The organism is Kineococcus rubinsiae (assembly GCF_011839805.1).
Classification (GTDB): Bacteria; Actinomycetota; Actinomycetes; order Actinomycetales; family Kineococcaceae; genus Kineococcus; species Kineococcus rubinsiae.
This window is the reverse complement of record NZ_VWPY01000047.1, coordinates 14,254-33,561: the sequence shown is the minus strand read 5'-3', so window position 1 is coordinate 33,561 and position 19,308 is coordinate 14,254. Positions and strand designations below refer to the sequence as shown.

Below are 19,308 nucleotides of genomic sequence, written 5' to 3'. Positions count from 1 at the left end.
GGACGAGGCCGCCCGCACCCGCCTGCTGGCCGCGGCCGCGCGCCTGGACGCCCGCGCCCCCACGTCCTCCGGCGCCGCCTGGACCGCGCTCGGCGCGGCCCTGCTCGACCCCCGGGGGACCCCGCTGTCCCCCTGCCGCCCCGCCGGCTGAGCCGCTCCGGCCGGTCCACGCCGCCGGACCCCCCGCGCGCCGCCCCTGGCAGGATGGCGCTCCCCCAGGAGGCGACGAGCAGGAGGACGACGTGGCGCTGCGCAGCGACCGGGAGGACACCCGGGCCCAGGAGGAGGCGCTGCGGGCGGCGCGCGACGCGGCCGCCGACGTGCTGGCCGACCTCGCGGCCGAGGCGAGGTCGCTGGGCAAGGCGTACGCGGCGCGCTCCGTGCGCATCCCCGAGGGCTCCGCGCTCGCGGGGCTCGTGGACGCCGCCCGCCGCGCCGAGGAGGCCGTCGACATGGCCGCCCACGACCTGGCGACGGCCCGCGGCGAGGACGCCTGAGCCCTGCCGCGCGGCGGCACGGCAGGGGCTCGACGTGCGGGGGCGGGGCGAGGGGCGGAGAGTCGTCGTCGTCATGATCCCGATCCGAGCGAGGACTCCCTGATGGCAGACGACCGAGAGGCCGGCCGCGCGGCCGACGAGCACACGACCACGAAGGTCGTGATGATCTCGATCGTCGCGGCGATCGGGGGGTTCCTCTTCGGCTTCGACACCTCCGTGATCAACGGCGCGGTCGAGGCCATCAACGGGCAGTTCAAGCTGAGCGGGTACCTGGCCGGCTTCGCCGTGTCGTGCGCCCTGCTGGGTGCCGCGGTGGGCGCCTGGTTCGCGGGCCGCATCGCCGACCGGTTCGGGCGCAAGGCCGTCATGGTCGTCGGCGGGCTCCTCTTCGCCATCGGCGCGGTCGGCTCGGGCTTCGCGTTCGCGACGTGGGACCTGATCATCTGGCGCGTCATCGGCGGCCTGGGCGTGGGCGTGGCCTCCGTCATCGCCCCCACCTACATCGCCGAGGTGGCGCCCGCCTACATCCGCGGCCGGCTCGGCTCGCTGCAGCAGCTGGCCATCACGGTCGGCATCTTCGCGGCCCTGCTCTCCGACGCGTTCATCGCCAACACGGCCGGCTCGGCGTCGGAGACGACGTGGGGCGGCCTCGAGGCGTGGCGCTGGATGTTCCTCGTCGGGGTGATCCCGTCGCTGGTCTGGGTGTTCCTGGCCCTGCAGGTGCCCGAGTCCCCGCGCTACCTCATCGCCCAGGGCGAGACGCAGAAGGCCACCGACGTGCTGCGCGAGGTGCTCGGCACCCGCAGCCTCGAGGCCCTGCAGCGCAAGGTCAACGACATCCGCCAGAGCCTCAAGCGGGACGACGAGCCGAGCCTGCGCGACCTGCGCGGCCCGCGCTTCGGGCTGCAGCCCATCGTCTGGGTCGGGCTGCTGCTCTCGGTGTTCCAGCAGGCCGTGGGCATCAACGTGATCTTCTACTACTCCACGTCGCTGTGGCAGGCCGTCGGCTTCGACGAGTCCGACGCGCTGACCACGTCGGTCATCACCTCGGTCACCAACGTCGTCGTCACGTTCGTCGCCATCGCGACGGTGGACAAGATCGGCCGCAAGCCGCTGCTGACGTTCGGCTCGGCGGGCATGTTCGTGTCGCTGACCATGATGGCGATCGCCTTCTCGCAGGCCACGGGCACCGTCGAGAACCCTTCCCTGCCTCAGCCCTGGGGCGTCATCGCGATCATCTTCGCGAACCTCTTCGTCATCTCGTTCGGCGCCACGTGGGGGCCGGTCGTCTGGGTCCTGCTGGGCGAGATGTTCCCCAACCGGATCCGCGCCGCGGGCCTCGCCGTCGCGGCGGCCGCGCAGTGGCTGGCCAACTTCGCGATCTCCACGAGCTTCCCGAAGCTCGCCGAGGCGGGGCTGCAGTTCGCCTACGGCCTCTACGCCGTGTTCGCCCTGCTGTCGTTCGTGTTCGTCCGCAAGGCCGTGCAGGAGACCAAGGGCCAGGAGCTCGAGGACATGGGCGCCGAGTCCGGGACCCCGAACCGCGCCTGACCATCCCCTCACTCCACCGAGCCCGTCCCCTCCGTGATCATGCAGGTAATCCCTGCAAGATCACGGAGGGCGGGGGGGTCAGGAGTCCGACTGCTCCTTCATGAGGCGCCGGATCTCGGCCTGCTCGCGCTCGATCTTCCCGCCCCAGTGGATCGCGGCCCACCAGATGAGGGCGAAGACGACGCCGATGCCGAACATCATCGGGACCCAGAACCCGGACGCGATGATGACGGCCTGCAGGACCCAGCCGAGCGCGTAGCCCGAGGGCCGGCGCAGCATCCCGGCGCACAGCACGCACAGCACCAGCAGGATCCCGCCCGCCACGAGCGACGTCGTGAGCCCGACGTCCGAGAGCCGGCTCGCGACGAGCGTCGCGAAGAACACGACGAGCGCCTCGGCCGCCAGCGCCGTCGCGGCCAGCGTCCGCTTGGTGGACCTCACGAGGTCCGCCCCAGCAGCTGCCGCACGTCGCCCGCGAGGACCACGGAGCCCGCGACGAGCACGCCCGCCCCGGAACCACCGTAACCGCCGCCCGCACCGCCGTCGGCCTCGGCGAGGTCGACGGCCATCGTGAGGGCCTCGTCGAGCCGGTCGGCCTGGTGCACCCGGTCCTCCCCGAACACGTCCTCGGCCACCTCCGCGAGCTCCGCGACGTCCATGGAGCGCGGCGAGGAGGACCGCGTCACGACGATCTCGGCGAGGACGGGTTCGAGGGCCTGCAGGACGCCCTCGACGTCCTTGTCCCCCGCGACGCCGACGACCCCCACGAGCCGCGTCAGCGTGAAGGCCTCCGCGACCGCCGCGGCGAGCGCCTGCGCGCCCCCGGGGTTGTGCGCGGAGTCCACGAGGATCGTCGGGGAGGACCGCACGAGCTCCAGGCGCCCCGGCGACGTGACGTCGGTGAGCGCCCCCTCGACGAGCCCGGGCACCAGCGTGGTGCCGGGCAGGGCGAGCAGGGCCTCGGCCGCGCTCAGGGCGACGGCCGCGTTCTGCGCCTGGTGCGCGCCGTGCAGCGGCAGCAGGACGTCGGTGTACGTCCCGCCGCGCGTGCGCAGCGTCAGCAGCTGCCCGCCGACGGCCAGCTCGCGGGTCACGACGCCGAAGTCGACGCCCTCGCGCACGAGGGAGACGCGCTCGGCGGCGGCCTTGGCGAGCAGGACGCCCTCGGCCTCCTCCTCCTGCGCCGCGAGGACCACGGTGGCGCCGTGCTTGATGATCCCGGCCTTCTGCCCGGCGATCTCCTCCAGCGTCGAGCCCAGCCAGGCCTCGTGGTCCATCGACACGGGCGTCACGACGACGACGTCGGGGACCACGACGTTGGTCGTGTCCCACGTCCCGCCGAGGCCCGTCTCGATGACGGCCACGTCCACGGGCGCGTCGGCGAAGGCCGCGAACGCCATGACCGTGAGCACCTCGAAGAAGCTCAGCCGCGGCAGGCCCTCCTCGGCGGCGCGCGCGTCGAGGATGCTCACGACGGGTTCCACGTCGTCCCACGCGCGGACGAACGCCGCGCGGCTCACGGGCTCCCCGTCGATCGAGATCCGCTCGGTGACGTCGACGAGGTGCGGGCTGGTGAAGCGGCCCGTGCGCAGGTCGTGCTCGCGCACGAGGCGCTCCACCATCCGCGCGGTCGACGTCTTGCCGTTGGTGCCGGCGAGGTGCACGACCCGGTAGCTCAGCTGGGGGTCGCCCAGCAGCGCGCACGCCTCGCGCACCCGGTCGAGGCTCGGGTGGATCTTGTGCTCGGGGTTGCGGGAGAGGATCCCCGCCACGACGTCGTCGAAGCGGGGGTCGTCCTCCTGCGGGCGCTGCCGGGCCGCGCGCACGCGGTCCATCTCGGCCCCGCTGCTGCCGTCGCGGCGCGGCGGCTCCGAGGCCTCCCCCGCGTCGTCGTCGTCGCGCTCGTCGTCACCCTCGAGGGGACCGTCGAGGAACCGGTCCCCGAACTCGTCGTCGTCTCCGCTCACCGCTGCTCCGCCTTCTCCACCTGGATCCGGACCTCGTGGCCCTCGACCGTCCCCACCAGCGTGGCCGCCTCGCGGGCGAGCACGTCGGCGGACCCGGCCGAACCGAACTGCTGGGCCAGCGTCTCGTCGATGACGAGGTGCTGGTGCGCGACCACCGCGGCCCACACGGGACCGTCCGCGGCCACCGTGAGGCGGATGCGGTCGGAGACGTGGAGCCCCGCGTCGCGGCGGGCCTGCTGCACGAGCCGGACGACGTCGCGGGCGATGCCCTCGGCGGCCAGCTCGGGCGTGACCGCGGTGTCGAGGACGACGAAGCCGCCGCCGGGCAGGGGGGCCGTGGCGCGGCCCGTGTCCTCCCCCTCGACGACGAGCGTGCGCTCGAACTCGCCGTCCTGCAGCGCGATGCCGCCCGCGACGACCGTGCCGTCGGGCTGCTCCTGCCAGTCGCCCGCCTTGGCGGCGCGGATGGCGGTCTGCACCTCCTTGCCGATGCGCGGGCCGGCGGCGCGCGCGTTGACCGTGAGGCGCTCGACGACGCCGAACTCGGCGATGCGGTCCGGCGTGCCGAGGGCGACCTCGCGGACGTTGACCTCCTCGGCGACGAGCTGCGCGAAGTCCTGCAGCGCCGACGGGTCGGCGTCGAGGACCTCCAGGCGCGTCAGCGGCAGCCGCACGCGCAGGCCGGCGCCCTTGCGCAGCGACAGGGCCACCGAGCAGACCGCGCGGGCGCGGTCCATGGCGGCGACCAGCGCCGGGTCCGCGGGCAGGTCCACGGGGTCCGGCCAGTCGGCCAGGTGCACCGAGCGGCCACCCGTGAGCCCGCGCCACACCTCCTCCGCGATCAGCGGCAGCAGCGGGGCGACGAGGCGCGTCGTCGTCTCCAGCACCGTGTGCAGGGTGTCCAGCGCGGCCTTCGCCTGCTCGGACTCGCCGTCCCAGAAGGCCGACCGCGAGCGCCGGACGTACCAGTTCGTCAGCACGTCGAGGAACTGCCGCACGCTCTCGCAGGCCCCGGCGATGTCGTACGCCTCCAGCTGCGCCGTCACGCCCACGACCGTGTCGTGCAGCTTCGCCAGCACGTAGCGGTCGAGCACCTCGGTCGAGCTCGTGCGCCAGCGCGGCGTGTGGCTCGACGTGGAGGAGTACAGCTGGAAGAACTGCCACGTGTTCCACAGCGGTAGCAGGACCTGCCGCACGGAGTCGCGGATGCCCTGCTCGGTCACGACGAGGTTCCCGCCGCGCAGGACGGGTGAGCTCATGAGGAACCACCGCATGGCGTCGGAGCCGTCGCGGTCGAGCACCTCGTTGACGTCGGGGTAGTTGCGCAGCGACTTGCTCATCTTGCGGCCGTCGTCGCCCAGCAGGATCCCGTGGGACACCGCGGTGCGGAACGCCGGCCGGTCGAAGAGACCGGTCGCGAGCACGTGCACGTTGTAGAACCAGCCGCGCGTCTGCCCGATGTACTCGACGATGAAGTCGCCCGGGTAGTGGCTCTCGAACCAGTCGCGGTTCTCGAACGGGTAGTGCACCTGGGCGAACGGCATCGAGCCCGAGTCGAACCAGCAGTCGAGCACCTCGGGGACGCGGCGCATCGTCGAGCGGCCCGTCGGGTCGTCCGGGTTCGGGCGGGTCAGCTCGTCGACGTGCGGGCGGTGCAGGTCGGCCGGGCGCACGCCGAAGTCGCGCTCGAGGTCGTCGAGCGAGCCGTAGACGTCGACGCGGGGGTAGGCCGGGTCGTCGGAGGTCCACACGGGGATGGGGCTGCCCCAGTAGCGGTTGCGGCTGATCGACCAGTCCCGCGCGCCCTCCAGCCACTTGCCGAAGGACCCGTCCTTGACGTGCTCGGGGACCCAGGTGATCTGCTGGTTCAGCTCGACCATGCGGTCGCGGATCTGCGTGACCGCGACGAACCAGCTCGACACCGCGCGGTAGATCAGCGCGTTGCCGCAGCGCCAGCAGTGCGGGTACGGGTGGTCGTAGGTCTCCAGGCGCAGCAGCAGCGCCCCGCTGAGCACGCCGTCGCGCAGCGTGCGGGAGATCTCCTTGTTGGCGGCGAAGACGTGCAGGCCCGCGAAGTCGGGGACCTCGGACGTGAACGTGCCGTTGGAGGCGACGGGCACGACGGGGACGATGCCGGCCGCGTCGGTGACGAGCTTGTCCTCCTCGCCGAACGCGGGGGCGATGTGCACGACGCCCGTGCCGGAGTCGGTCGTCACGTAGTCGGCGGCCAGCACCTGGTGGGCGTTCTCGCGGCCCGCGAAGTAGTCGAAGGGCGGGGTGTAGCGCACCCCCAGCAGGTCCTCGCCGCGGTAGCGGCCGACGACCCGCTCGGCCGCGTCCTCGCCCAGCTCGCGGGCGTAGTGCGCCAGGCGCGCCTCGGCCAGCAGGAAGCGCCGGCCCTCGTGCTCGCCGCTGCCCTCGACGACGACGTAGTCGAGGTCGCGGTTGACGGCCATGGCGAGGTTGCTCGGCAGGGTCCACGGCGTGGTCGTCCAGATCAGGGCCAGGACCCCCGCCAGCTCCTCGTGCCCGCCGTCGCCCGTGAGCCGGAACCCGACCGTGACGGCCGGGTCCTGCCGGTTGCGGTAGACGTCGTCGAGGCGGGTCTCGGAGTTGCTCAGCGGGGTCTCGCAGCGCCAGCAGTAGGCCAGCACGCGGAAGCCCTCGTAGATCAGCCCCTTGTCCCACAGCGTCTTGAACGCCCACATCACCGACTCCATGTAGTCGGTGTCGAGGGTTTTGTAGTCGTCCTCGAAGTCGACCCAGCGGGCCTGCCGGGTGACGTAGGACTCCCACTCACGCGTGTACTTCAGCACCGAGGTGCGGCAGGCGTCGTTGAACCGGGCGACGCCCAGCTCCTCGATCTCGGACTTGTGGGTGATCCCCAGCTGCCGCTCGGCCTCGACCTCGGCGGGCAGGCCGTGGCAGTCCCAGCCGAAGCGGCGGTCGACCTGCTGCCCGCGCATGGTGCGGAAGCGCGGGACGACGTCCTTGACGTAGCCCGTCAGCAGGTGGCCGTAGTGCGGCAGGCCGTTGGCGAAGGGGGGGCCGTCGTAGAAGACGAACTCACCCGCCGCGCCGCCCCGGCGCGCCTCGACGCTCGCCTTGAACGTGCCGTCGGCCGCCCAGGACTCCAGGACGCGCTGCTCGATCTCCGGGAACCGGGGCCCCGAACCGGGGGTCGCCGTGGTCTGCTCGCCGGTCGTCGCGTCGGACACCGGGTCGGACACCGCGTCGGACATCGTCCACTCCTCGCACAAGTGCATCAGCCACCTGCGAGGACGACTCCCGCCGGGTCCGGCGGTGCCGCGGTACCACCCCGCTTGCCATCGACCCCGGACCCCGGCGCACCGGGGGACGGCGACGACGACCGCTCGTCGTCCGGCTGTCACGGGCCGGACCCGTCCGGTTCTACTCAGGCCGCGGACGGCCCGTTCTTCCGGAGGCTCGCCGGTGATGGCCGGGTCGACGCCTGTGCGCCGAGTCTAACCGCGCCGCCCCGCCGGGGCTTCCCCGTTCCGGCGCGGCCCGCACCACCACCCCGGCGCGCGCAGGGCCCGCCCCCGGACGGGGACGGGCCCGGAAGGCGGGGCGTCAGCGGCCGAGCTCGACCTGCGCGGCCGCGACCGCGTCCTCCTCGACGTCGACGCTCGTCGCGACCGGGGCGTAGCCCGCCGCGGTCAGCGTGTACTGCCCGCCGGGCAGGTCGTCGAAGGAGTAGGCGCCCTCGTCGTCGGTGACCGCGGCGGCGACGACCTCGCCCTGCGCGTCGACGAGGGTGACGGAGGCCTCGCGGACCCGGCGGCCGTCGCTCGCGGCGACCACGGTGCCCGCCAGGCGCCCGCCGCCGGTGAGCTGCAGGTCGCAGGCCAGGCCCCCGCTGTCGGGGATCTCCACGCCGCGGGCCAGCGGGCGGTGCGCGTCGCTCTGCGCCGTCAGCACGAAGCTGCCGCCGAGGAGCTGGGCGAAGGCGTAGCCCCCGGCGGCGTCGGTGCGCGTGGAGCCCACGACCTCGCCGGTCACGTCGGTCAGGGTGACGAGGGCCCCCGCGACGGGCGTGAGCGCGCCCGAGGCGGCGTCGCGGCTCTCGACGCGGCCGGCGATCGAGGCGCGCCCGGACAGCAGCACGTCCCGGCGCACCGAGGTGCCGCCGACCGCGACGAGCGTCGCGGACGGCTGCACGTGCGCGGCCGCCACGATGAGCAGGTACGTGCCGCCGGTCGGCAGCGCGAGGGCGTAGGAGCCGTCGGGGCCGCTGGTGGTGCGCGTGACCTGGCGCCCCGTCTTGTCGGTCAGCGTCACGACCGCCCCGGGCAGGGCCCGGCCGCCGTGCTGCCGCACGCTCCCGGACACCGTGAGGCCGACGTCGCTGCGGACGCCCTGCGCGGGCACCCGGGCCGCGGGGACCTCGGCCGCCGTCTCCTGAGCTGCCGTCTCCTGAGCTGCCGAGTCCGGAGCCGCGGGGACCGGCTGCTGCGCGCGGTGCGCGCCGCGCGGGGTCGCGGCGGTCGGGTTCGCGGCGGTCGGGGCCTCGGCGGGGACCGCGACGGAGGCGACGTGCGCGCCCTCCCCCGGGGCGTCCGCGCCGGCCTCGTCGGGCACGCCGCGGCGCAGCAGCAGGAAGGACGCCACGGCCCCGCCGGCGAAGATCCCGGCCGAGATCCAGAACGCCGTGTGGTAGCTGGCCAGGGTCGCCTCGGCGAGCTGCTCGGGCGAGGGCGCCCCCGCGACGTTCTCGGCGATCCAGTCCGAGGCCGCGGTGCCCGCGAAGGCGCTGAGCAGCGCGGTGCCGATCGAGCCGCCGATCTGCTGGGTGGTGTTGGCCATCGCCGAGGCCACCCCGGCGTCGTCGGCGCGCACGCCCTGCGTCGCCGTGGCCATGGCCGCGGAGAACACCAGGCCCAGGCCGAGGCCCTGGACGATGAGGCCCGGCAGGATCGCGGAGGCGTAGGCGGAGTCCAGCTCGATGCCCGTCAGGAGCACCATGCCGACGGCGGCCAGCAGCATCCCGGCGCTGATGACGGGCTTCGGGCCGACCCGGGCCAGCAGGGGCCCGCCCAGCAGGGCCGCGGCGACCGAGATGGCGCCGATCATCGGCAGGAACGCCAGGCCGGTCTGGACCGGGCTGTAGCCGAGGCTGTTGGACATGTAGTACGTGAGGAAGAGGAAGACCCCGAACATCCCCGCGCCCGTGACGGCGAGGGCGACGAGGGAGCCGCCGCGGTTGCGGTGCAGCACGATCCGCAGCGGCAGCAGCGGGTGCGCCACGCGGCTCTGCAGGACGGTGAAGACCACGAGGACCACGAGGCCCGCGACCAGGAAGCCCCACGTGCTCGGGCTCGACCAGCCGTCTGACTCGGCGTTCGCCAGGCCGTAGACGACCCCGACGAGGCCGAGGATCGCGGTGACCGTGCCCCACCAGTCGAGGACCGGCCGCTCCTTGGAGCGGTCGTTCGTCAGCAGCACGACGCCGGCCGCGACCGCGACGACGGCGAGCGCGACGTTGATGTAGAGGCACCAGCGCCAGGAGAGGTGCTCGGTCAGCAGGCCGCCGAGCAGCAGCCCGATGCCGCCGCCGGCCCCGGCCACGGCCCCGAAGATCGAGAACGCCTTGGTCCGCATCCGCGGGTCCGTGAAGGTCGTGGTCAGCAGCGACAGCGCCGCGGGGGCGAGCATCGCGCCGAAGGCGCCCTGCAGGGCGCGGGCGACGATGAGCGTCCCGAACCCCTCGGCGGCCCCGCCCAGTGCGGAGGAGGCGGCGAACCCGACCAGGCCCACGAGGAACATGAGCTTGCGGCCCAGCAGGTCCGACAGGCGCCCGCCCAGCAGCAGCAGGCTGCCGAAGGCCAGCGCGTAGGACGTGACGACCCACTGGCGGTCCTCGTCGGAGAAGGCGAGGTCCTGCTGGGCGGTGGGCAGCGCGATGTTCACGATCGTCGCGTCGAGCACGACCATCAGCTGCGCGAGGCAGAGGACCGCGAGCACGATCCACTTCGCGCGGTGCGATCCGGTGTCCGTCGCGTCGGCGGAGCCGCCGTCGCCGGCGACCGCCACGGGGGCGGGGGTCTGCATGGGGAGGGCCTCCTGGTGACGCGGAGACTTCTTCTCCGCTTCGACGCAGACTAGCACCGGAACTTGAGTCGGCGCCTCCGCTTCCGCGGTCTACCCTGGACGGGTGAGCGAACGACTCCCCCGCGCCGACGCGGGACCGCCCGGGCCGCCGGCCGCCGGTGCGGGACCGGCCGACACGGCGCGCCCGCTGCGCCGCGACGCCGAGCGCAACCGCCGGCGCCTGCTCGACGCGGCCCGCGACGTCTTCGCCGACCGCGGCTTCGCCGCGACCCTCGACGACGTCGCCCACGCCGCGGGCCTCGGCGTCGGCACGGTCTACCGCCGCTTCCCCGACAAGGACGCCCTCGTCGAGGCGCTCTTCGAGGAGCGCATCACCGGCCTGGTCGAGCTGGCCGAGGAGGCGGCGCGGGCCGAGGACGCGTGGGAGGGCCTGGCCGGGTTCCTCGTGGCCTCCAGCGAGCGGATGGCCGAGGACCGCGGCCTGCGCCAGGTCGTCATGTCCCCGCACCACGGCCGCGCGGGCGTGGCCCTGGCCCGCAGCCAGCTCGCGCCCCGCGTGGAGGGGCTGCTGCGGCGGGCGCAGGAGAGCGGCCAGCTGCGCCCCGACGTCGCCGCGAGCGACGTCGTCACGACCCTGGAGGCGGTGCAGGTGGCGGCCGAGATCGGTGGCACGGCCCACCCGGAGCACTGGCGCCGGCTGTTCGCCGTGCTGCTGGACGGCCTGCGCTGCCCGCCCGGCGGGTGCGCCGCCCTGCCGGGCCGGCCGCTGGACGAGGAGGAGCTCGCCGAGGCCATGGGCCGGCGCAAGCACGGACGCCGCGACTGAGCCCCCGCCCGGGCGGGCCGCTGCGCCGTCCGGGCAAGTACCTGTCACCGCCGGTACCGCATACCTGGGCCCGCCGCGTAGGGTGGCGGCGGACCGGCTCGACGAGCCCGGTCCGTCACCGACGAGGAGGTCCCGTGACCCGCACCACCCGGAACGTCGTGTTCGCCGACGGCGTCCGCACACCCTTCGGCAAGGCCCGCCCGGACGGTCTGTTCGCCGACACGCGCGCCGACGACCTGGTCGTCGCGTGCCTGCGGGAGCTGCTGCGCCGCAACCCGTCCCTGCCCCCCGAGCGCGTGGAGGAGGTCGCCGTCGCGGCGGCCACCCAGACGGGCGACCAGGGCCTCGTCCTCGGCCGCAGCGCGGCCCTGCTCGCCGGCCTGCCCGTGACGACGCCCGGGTACGCCATCGACCGCTGGTGCGCGGGGGCCATGACGGCCGTCACCACCGTCGCGGCGAGCATCGCCGTCGGGGCGCTCGACGTCGCCCTCGCCGGCGGGGTCGAGCACATGGGCCATCACCCGCTGGGCGCCGGCATGGACCCGAACCCGCGGTTCCTCACCGAGCGCATCGTCGACCCGGACGCCCTGGACATGGGCAAGACCGCCGAGTCGCTGCACGACCGGTTCCCGGCCCTGACCAAGGACCGCGCCGACGCCTTCGCGGCCGCCAGCCAGCAGAAGTTCGCCGCCGCCGTCGCCGCGGGGCAGGTCGCCGCCGACCTCGTCCCCGTGGCGGTCCGCGACGCCGAGGGCGCGTGGGGCCTCGCGAGCGCCGACGAGCTCGCCCGCCCCCAGACCACGGTCGAGGGGCTCGCGAACCTGCGCACCCCGTTCCGCCCGCACGGCCGGGTCACGGCCGGCAACGCCTCCCCGCTGACCGACGGCGCCACGGCGTGCCTGCTGGCCGCCGAGGACGTCGCGGCCGAGCTCGGGCTCACCACGCGGATGCGGATGGCCGGCTTCGGCTTCGCGGGCGTCGAGCCCGAGGTGATGGGCCTCGGGCCGATCCCCTCGACCGAGAAGGCGCTGCGGCACGCGGGTCTCGGCATCGAGGACATCGGGCTGTTCGAGCTCAACGAGGCCTTCGCGGTGCAGGTGCTCTCCTTCCTCGACCACTTCGGCATCGCCGACGACGACCCCCGGGTCAACCGCTACGGCGGGGCCATCGCGATCGGCCACCCGCTGGCCGCCTCGGGAGTGCGCCTCATGACCCAGCTGGCCCGCCAGTTCTCCGAGCACCCCGAGGTCCGCTACGGCGTCACCGCGATGTGCGTGGGCCTCGGCCAGGGCGGCACCGTCGTGTGGGAGAACCCGCACCACGCCGACTTCGTCCCCTCCCCGGCCGGCACCGCCTCCGGGTCCGACACGGCAGGAGCCCGCTGATGCCCACCCACGTCCGGCTCGTCGACCTGCCCGGCGGCGCCGGCCCGCTGGCCCTGCTGACCCTCACCTCGGGCGACCCCCGCCGCCCCGCCACGCTGGGCGCGGAGTCGCTGGAGGCCTTCGACGCGGCCGTCACCGCGGCGCAGGGGCTCGTGGAGACCGCGGGCGTCGTCGCCGTGGCCGTCACCGGGGCGAACGGCGTGTTCTGCGCCGGTGCGGACCTCGGTGCGGTCGCGTCCGTGCACGACCGCGCGCTCAGCGAGGAGCTGGGCCGCCGCGGGCACGCGGTCCTCGGCCGCCTCGGCACCCTGGGCGTGCCGACGTTCGCCTACGTCAACGGGCTCGCGCTCGGCGGCGGCCTCGAGACCGCCCTGAACTGCACGTACCGGACCGTGTCGACCGGCGCCCGCGGGCTCGGGCTGCCCGAGGCGTACCTGGGCCTCGTCCCCGGCTGGGGCGGCTGCTACCTGCTGCCGCGCCTGATCGGCCCGGCCGCGGCCGTCACCGTCGCGATCGAGAACGCGCTGGCCAACAACCGCAGCATCGACGGGCCCGCGGCCCTGCAGCTCGGCATCGCCGACGCGGCGTTCGCGCCGGCCGACTTCCTCGTGGAGTCGCTGCGCTGGACCGCGGGCGTGCTCCGCGGCGACGTCGTCGTGCCGCGCCCGGACCACACGGGCGACGCCGCCGCGTGGGACGCCGCCGTGGCCCGCGGCCGGGCCGTCGCCGACGCCCGCGTGCACGGCGCGGCCCCCGCCCCCTACCGGGCGCTGGAGCTCATCGCCGGGGCCCGCACCGCCTCGCGCGAGGAGGCCTTCGCCGCCGAGGACGCGGCCCTGGCCGACCTCGGCGTCTCCGACGAGCTGCACGCGGGCCTCTACGCGTTCACGCTCGTGCAGCGCGCCGGCAAGAAGCCGCAGGGCGCGCCGCCCGCGGAGCTCGCGCGCAAGGTCACCAGCGTGGGCGTCGTCGGCGCCGGGCTGATGGCGAGCCAGCTGGCGCTCCTGCTGCTGCACCGCCTCCGGGTCCCCATCGTGCTCACCGACGTCGACGACGCGCGCGTGGAGAAGGGCGTCGCATTCGTCCGCTCGGGCGTCGACGAGCTGCTGGCCAAGGGCCGGATCACCTCCGACACCGCGAACCGGCTGCGTGCGAACGTGTCCGGGTCCACCGACAAGGCCGCGCTCGGGCTGGCGGACTTCGTGATCGAGGCCGTGTTCGAGGACCTCGCGGTGAAGCAGCAGATGCTGCGCGAGCTCGAGCCGCTGCTGCGCGAGGACGCCGTCATCGCCACGAACACCAGCTCGCTGTCGGTCTCGGCCATGGCCGGGGTGCTCGAGCACCCCGAGCGCTTCGTCGGGTTCCACTTCTTCAACCCCGTGGCCGTCCTGCCGCTGGTCGAGGTCGTGCGGACCCCGCAGACCGACGAGGCGACGCTGGCCACGGCGTTCGCCCTGGGCCGCAAGCTGAAGAAGACGTGCGTGCTCGTCAGCGACGCCCCCGCCTTCGTGGTCAACCGCGTCCTGACCCGGATGTTCGACGAGGTCATGCGGGCCGTCGACGAGGGCACCCCGCTGCTGGAGGCCGACCGCGCGGTCGACCCGATGGGGCTGCCGATGTCGCCGCTGCGCCTGGCGAGCCTCGTCGGCCCGGCCGTCATGCTGCACGTGCACCGCACGCTCGCCGGCGCGTTCCCCGACCGCTACCGCGTCTCGGACAACCTCGAGCGCTGGGTCGAGGCCGGCAGCCCCGACCTGGTCTCGCGCAAGGGACCCGTCGCGCTCACGGGGGCCGAGCAGGGCGTCGTGCAGCAGGGCGACGCCCCCTCGACCGCGGAGGAGGTCCTGGTCCGGGTGCAGGACGCCCTCGCCGACGAGATCTCCCGGCTGCTCGCCGACGGCGTCGTCGCGCGACCGCAGGAGGTCGACGTGTGCCTCGTGCTCGGCACGGGCCACCCGCTGTTCACCGGCGGCATCACGCCCTACCTCGACCGCACGGGCGCCAGCGAGCGCGCCACCGGCCGGCGCTTCCACGAGGTCGGCGCCTTCTAGCCCGGCCGTCCCGGAACACGGGAGGGCGCCGCGCGGTCCGCGCGGCGCCCTCCTGCTCGTTCCCCGGGCCGGTCCTCAGGCCGCTCCTCAGGGCGTGCCCGCAGCCCCCGCCGTCCCGGCCGCCGCCGGCAGGTCCGGCGCGGTGATCTTCCGCTTGAGGATCTTGCCGGTGGCGCCCTTGGGCAGCTCGTCCACGAGCCACACCCGGCGCGGGTACTTGTAGGCCGCGAGCGCCGCCTTCACGTGGGCCTGGAGCTCCTCGACCGTGGTGGTCGCGCCGGGGCGCAGCACGACCGCGGCCCCGACCTCCTCGCCCAGCAGGGCGTCCGGCACGGGCACGACGGCGGCCTCCGCGACGGCCGGGTGCTCGTAGAGGACCTCCTCGACCTCGCGCGGGTACACGTTGTAGCCCCCGCGGTTGATCATGTCCTTCTTGCGGTCGACGATCGTGTAGTAGCCGTCCGCGTCGCGCGTCGCGAGGTCCCCCGTGGAGAACCACCCGTCGGCGTCGATCGCGACGGCCGTGGCGCCGGGGTTGTTCCAGTACCCCGTCATGACGTTCTCGCCGCGCACGACGATCTCGCCGATCTCCCCCTCCGCGCTGACGCTGCCGTCCGCCGCGCGCAGGCCCATCTCGCACCCGCGGACGGGGACGCCGATCGTGCCGGCCCGGCGCTCGCGGTCGGGGAGGTTGAAGGAGGCGACGGGTGAGGTCTCCGAGAGCCCGTAGCCCTCCAGGACCGCGCAGCCGAACTTCTCCTCGAACGCCCGCAGGACCTCCACGGGCAGCGAGGCCCCGCCGGACACGCACTGCCGCAGGGAGCTCAGGTCGTACTCGGACGCCGTGGGGCAGTTGAGCATCGCCGTGTACATGGTGGGGACGCCCGCGAAGTACGCCACCCGGTCGCGCTGCATGACGGCCAGCGCGGCCTCCGGGGTGAAGCGCGGCAGCAGCGTCAGCTGGGCGCCCGCGACGACCACGGTGTTCAGGGCGCAGGTCTGGCCGAAGGCGTGGAACAGCGGCAGCGCACCGAGGATCACCTCGTCGCCGCCGAGGTTCGCGAGCGTCTCCTGGCTCGTGACCGCGTTGCTGCGCAGGTTGCGGTGGCTGAGCTGGGCCCCCTTCGGGGCGCCCGTGGTGCCGGAGGTGTAGAGGATGACGGCGGTGTCGCCGTCCGCCGCGTCGTGGATGCGGGGGTCGGGCTCCACCCCGGCCAGCAGCGCCGCCGTGCTCGCAGGCTCGACGACGACGAGGCGCGTGGCCGCCCCGACCGCGCCGGCCTGCGCGGTGTCGGCGACGCCGTGCCACACGAACGCCAGCACGGCGCCGGAGTCGGCGAAGTAGTGGGCGACCTCCCGCGCGTGCAGCAGCGGGTTCATCGGCACGACCACGCCCCCCGCGCGGAGGATCCCGTAGTAGAGGACGGCGAAGTGCGGGACGTTCGGCAGCATGAGCGCCACGCGGTCGCCCGGCTGCACGCCCTCCGCACGCAGGTGGGCGGCGGCGCGCGCGCTGGCGTCCTCGAGCTGCGCCCAGGTCAGGACGTGCTCGTCCAGGCGGATCGCGGGGCGGTCCGGCCGGGTGCGGGCGTGCTCGGGGAGGAAGTGGGCGAGAGTGGTCATCGGTGCTCCTGCAGGCGTCGTCGACTAGCAGCTGCTCGGAGTCTCACACACGGGCCGTCCCCGCGACGGCCGGGCTCCGCCGTCCGGGCGAGCTCGGCCACAACGCCTCCGCGGACCGTCACCCTCTGCCACTCTCAGACACATGTTCTTGCAGACAGTCACCACAACCGACTCGGCCGCGATCGCCGGCGTCCTCGTCGCGTCGCTCATCAGCACGGTGGTGACGTACCTCCTCGTCACCCTGCCGCTGTACGGCGTCCTCAAGAAGGCCGCCCACCCCGACGCCCCGGCCTGGGGTGCCTTCGTCCCGGTCTACAACACCTACTGCCTGCTCAAGGTCGTCGGCCGCCCGTGGTGGTGGCTCCTGCTGCTGCTCGTGCCCGTGGTCAGCTTCGTCGTCCTGATCGTCGCCTACCACGACCTCTCCCGGTCCTTCGGCCACGGAGCAGGGTTCACGGTGGGCCTGGTGCTGCTGTCGCCGGTCTTCCTCTTCATCCTGTGGCTGGGCTCCAGCCGCTACCAGGGGCCCGCCGCCGCGCAGGGCGTCCGGCCCAGCTACGCCTGACCCCGGCACCGGACGGGGAGGGGACGACCCGGCGCGGCCCGGCCGCGGTCGTCGCCGGGCCGCGCCGAGTCTTGCGATGATGGGGGCATGTCCGACGCTCGCACCCGCACCGCCCCCTCGTCGTCGGCCGGCACCGCGCCGGCCGGCCCGCCGCCGACGGCACCCGGCGTGGTCGTCCCCGACCGCCCGACGGTCGACGGCCTCGAGGACCGCTGGTCCCCCGCCTGGGCCGAGCAGGGCACGTACGCCTTCGACCGCACCTCCGAGCGGGCCGACGTCTACTCCATCGACACCCCGCCGCCGACGGTGTCCGGGTCCCTGCACATCGGGCACGTGTTCAGCTACACCCACACCGACGTGGTCGCGCGCTACCAGCGCATGCGCGGGAAGTCGGTGTTCTACCCCATGGGCTGGGACGACAACGGCCTGCCCACCGAGCGCCGCGTGCAGAACTACTACGGCGTGCGCTGCGACCCGTCGCTGCCCTACGAGGCGGGTTTCGTCCCGCCCGAGAAGGCCCCCAAGAGCGACCGCGACTTCGTGCAGGTCTCGCGGCGCACGTTCGTCGAGCTCTGCGAGCGGCTGACCGCCGAGGACGAGCAGGCGTTCGAGGCCGTGTGGCGCCGCCTCGGCCTGTCGGTCGACTGGTCGCACACCTACTCCACGATCTCCGCGCCGGCCCGCGCGACCGCCCAGCGCGCGTTCCTGCGCAACCTCGCCCGCGGCGAGGCGTACGCCGCCGAGGCGCCCACGCTGTGGGACACGACGTTCCGCACCGCGGTGGCCCAGGCCGAGCTGGAGGACCGCGACCGCGAGGGCGCCTACCACCGCATCGGCTTCGCCCGCCCCGGCGCCGAACCCGTGTTCGTCGAGACGACCCGGCCCGAGCTGGTGCCGGCGTGCGTGGCGCTCGTGGCCCACCCCGACGACGAGCGGTACCAGCCGCTGTTCGGCACCACGGTGCGCTCGCCGCTGTTCGACGTCGAGGTGCCCGTCCTCGCCCACCGCCTGGCCGACCCCGCCAAGGGTTCCGGCATCGCGATGATCTGCACCTTCGGCGACGTCACCGACGTGACCTGGTGGCGCGAGCTGCAGCTGCCGACCCGCGCCGTGCTGGGCTGGGACGGCCGGTTCCAGCGCGAGCTCCCCGCGTGGATCGCCGGAGGCCCGGGCGAGGCCCTGTGGGGCGAGCTCGCCGGCACCACCGTGCACACCGCGAAGGAGCGCATCGTCGCGGCCCTCGTCGAGTCCGGGGACCTCGTCGGGGAGCCGAAGCCGATCGTGCACCCCGTGAAGTTCTACGAGAAGGGCGACCGCCCCCTCGAGATCGTCACGACCCGCCAGTGGTACCTGCGCAACGGCGGCCGCGACGAGGCGCTGCGCGCGGCCCTGCTGGCGCGCGGGGCGGAACTCGCCTGGCACCCCGAGCACATGAAGCACCGCTACGACAACTGGGTCTCGGGCCTCAACGGCGACTGGCTCGTCTCCCGCCAGCGGTTCTTCGGCGTGCCGTTCCCGGTCTGGTACCCCCTCGACGAGGACGGGACCCCCCGCTACGACGCGCCCGTCCTGCCGGCGGAGGCCTCGCTGCCGGTCGACCCGGCGTCGGAGCCCGCGCCCGGGTTCACCGAGGACCAGCGCGGCGTGCCCGGCGGGTTCGCGGCGGACCCCGACGTCATGGACACGTGGGCGACCTCGTCGCTGACCCCGCAGATCGCCGGTGGCTGGGAGCGCGACGAGGACCTGTTCTCGCGCGTGTTCCCCATGGACCTGCGCCCGCAGGGCCAGGACATCATCCGGACCTGGCTGTTCTCCACGGTCGTGCGCGCGCACCTGGAGCACGGGGGCCTGCCGTGGGGGCGGACCGCCCTGTCGGGGTGGATCCTCGACCCGGACCGCAAGAAGATGAGCAAGTCCAAGGGCAACGTCGTGACGCCCATGGCGCTGCTGGAGGAGTTCGGCTCCGACGCGGTCCGCTACTGGGCGGCGACCGCGCGCCTGGGCACCGACGCGACGTTCGACACCGGCCAGATGAAGATCGGCCGCCGGCTGGCGATGAAGCTGCTGAACGCCTCGAAGTTCGTCCTGGGCCTCGGGGTCCAGCGCGGCGACGTCGCCGACCGCGACGCCGTGACCGACCCCCTGGACGTCAGCACGCTGGCGAACCTCGCCGTCGTGGTGCGCCAGGCGGGCGAGGCCTTCGAGCGCTACGACCACGCCACCGCGCTGCAGGTCACCGAGCAGTTCTTCTGGACGTTCTGCGACCAGTGGGTCGAGCTCGTCAAGGACCGCGCCTACGGCGCCCGCGGGGAGGCGGCGGCCGCCTCGGCGCAGGCCACCGCGGCCATCGCCCTGCGCACTCTGCTGCGGCTGCTGGCCCCGTTCCTGCCCTTCGCGGCCGAGGAGGTCTGGTCGTGGTGGCAGGACGGTTCCGTCCACACCGCGCCGTGGCCCGAAGCCGCCGAGCTCGGGCCGGCCGGCGGGGCGGAGGACGCGCTGGGCGTGCTCGGCGCTGCGGCGCAGGCGCTCTCGGCGCTGCGCAAGCTGAAGAGCGAGGCCAAGGTCTCGCAGAAGACCGAGCTCGCGGCCGCGACCGTCCACGGCCCGGCGGACGTCCTCGCGGACGCGCGGCGCGCCGAGCACGACGTGCGGGCCGCGGCCCGCGCCGCCTCGCTCACCTGGGCCGAGGTGCCCGCCGTCGAGGGCGAGCAGGCCGCCGCGCTGCGCGCCGAGGCGGAGATCGCCACCGCCGACGCCTGACGGGTCCTCGC

At 74.4% G+C, this 19,308-nt stretch carries 12 protein-coding genes; 7 read left to right on the top strand and 5 right to left on the bottom strand.

All coding sequences use genetic code 11. The annotated features are described in order from the left end of the window. Positions 1-242: 242 nt before the first annotated feature. Both F1544_RS18075 and F1544_RS18070 read left to right on the top strand, forming a co-directional pair. Entirely contained in the window at positions 243-497 is a 255-nt protein-coding gene (locus tag F1544_RS18075) for a hypothetical protein (protein ID WP_167587520.1), read from the top strand. Positions 498-599: 102 nt separating this feature from the next. Continuing rightward, positions 600-2,048 carry a sugar porter family MFS transporter gene (locus F1544_RS18070; protein ID WP_167587519.1) on the top strand — a complete coding sequence of 483 codons (1,449 nt, stop codon included), beginning with the start codon at positions 600-602 and terminating at the stop codon, positions 2,046-2,048. Positions 2,049-2,126: 78 nt separating this feature from the next. On the opposite strand, the gene F1544_RS18065 is transcribed toward F1544_RS18070, so the two are convergent. The 4 genes from F1544_RS18065 to F1544_RS18050 all read right to left on the bottom strand — a co-directional run bounded on the left by F1544_RS18065 (position 2,127) and on the right by F1544_RS18050 (position 10,087). Beyond that, positions 2,127-2,489, bottom strand: coding sequence for a DUF4233 domain-containing protein (locus F1544_RS18065; protein WP_167587518.1), 363 nt, complete (start codon positions 2,487-2,489; stop codon positions 2,127-2,129). Further along, positions 2,486-3,883 carry a bifunctional folylpolyglutamate synthase/dihydrofolate synthase gene (locus F1544_RS18060; RefSeq protein WP_167587525.1) on the bottom strand — a complete coding sequence of 466 codons (1,398 nt, stop codon included), beginning with the start codon at positions 3,881-3,883 and terminating at the stop codon, positions 2,486-2,488. The genes F1544_RS18065 and F1544_RS18060 overlap by 4 nt, the downstream gene beginning before the upstream one ends. Before the next feature lie 128 nt (positions 3,884-4,011). Then, positions 4,012-7,257 carry an isoleucine--tRNA ligase gene (gene ileS, locus F1544_RS18055; protein WP_167587517.1) on the bottom strand — a complete coding sequence of 1,082 codons (3,246 nt, stop codon included), beginning with the start codon at positions 7,255-7,257 and terminating at the stop codon, positions 4,012-4,014. Between the two features lie 352 nt (positions 7,258-7,609). Continuing rightward, positions 7,610-10,087 carry an MFS transporter gene (locus tag F1544_RS18050; RefSeq protein ID WP_167587516.1) on the bottom strand — a complete coding sequence of 826 codons (2,478 nt, stop codon included), beginning with the start codon at positions 10,085-10,087 and terminating at the stop codon, positions 7,610-7,612. Positions 10,088-10,190: 103 nt separating this feature from the next. On the opposite strand from F1544_RS18050, the gene F1544_RS18045 reads away from it, so the two are divergent. The 3 genes from F1544_RS18045 (at position 10,191) to F1544_RS18035 (ending at position 14,349) form a co-directional block, all read left to right on the top strand. Beyond that, on the top strand, positions 10,191-10,913 hold the full coding sequence (locus F1544_RS18045; protein WP_167587515.1) for a TetR/AcrR family transcriptional regulator: 723 nt from the start codon (positions 10,191-10,193) through the stop codon (positions 10,911-10,913). Positions 10,914-11,047: 134 nt separating this feature from the next. Next, the gene (locus F1544_RS18040) at positions 11,048-12,298 is read left to right on the top strand and encodes a thiolase family protein (protein ID WP_167587514.1); all 1,251 of its coding nucleotides are present in this window, start codon (positions 11,048-11,050) and stop codon (positions 12,296-12,298) included. Further along, a complete protein-coding gene (locus F1544_RS18035) occupies positions 12,298-14,349 on the top strand; it encodes a 3-hydroxyacyl-CoA dehydrogenase NAD-binding domain-containing protein (protein ID WP_167587513.1) in 2,052 nt (683 codons plus the stop codon). Before F1544_RS18040 ends, F1544_RS18035 begins: the two co-directional genes overlap by 1 nt. 87 nt (positions 14,350-14,436) lie before the next feature. Here the strand turns inward: F1544_RS18035 and F1544_RS18030 are convergent, their stop codons facing one another. Then, on the bottom strand, positions 14,437-15,972 hold the full coding sequence (locus tag F1544_RS18030; protein ID WP_167587512.1) for a long-chain-fatty-acid--CoA ligase: 1,536 nt from the start codon (positions 15,970-15,972) through the stop codon (positions 14,437-14,439). A gap of 142 nt (positions 15,973-16,114) precedes the next feature. Here F1544_RS18030 and F1544_RS18025 point away from each other — a divergent pair, with 142 nt between their 5' ends. Both F1544_RS18025 and valS read left to right on the top strand, forming a co-directional pair. Beyond that, positions 16,115-16,537, top strand: a complete 423-nt coding sequence (locus tag F1544_RS18025) for a DUF5684 domain-containing protein (protein WP_167587511.1) — start codon at positions 16,115-16,117, stop codon at positions 16,535-16,537. Between the two features lie 87 nt (positions 16,538-16,624). After that, positions 16,625-19,297 carry a valine--tRNA ligase gene (valS, locus tag F1544_RS18020; RefSeq protein WP_167587510.1) on the top strand — a complete coding sequence of 891 codons (2,673 nt, stop codon included), beginning with the start codon at positions 16,625-16,627 and terminating at the stop codon, positions 19,295-19,297. Positions 19,298-19,308 lie beyond the last annotated feature (11 nt).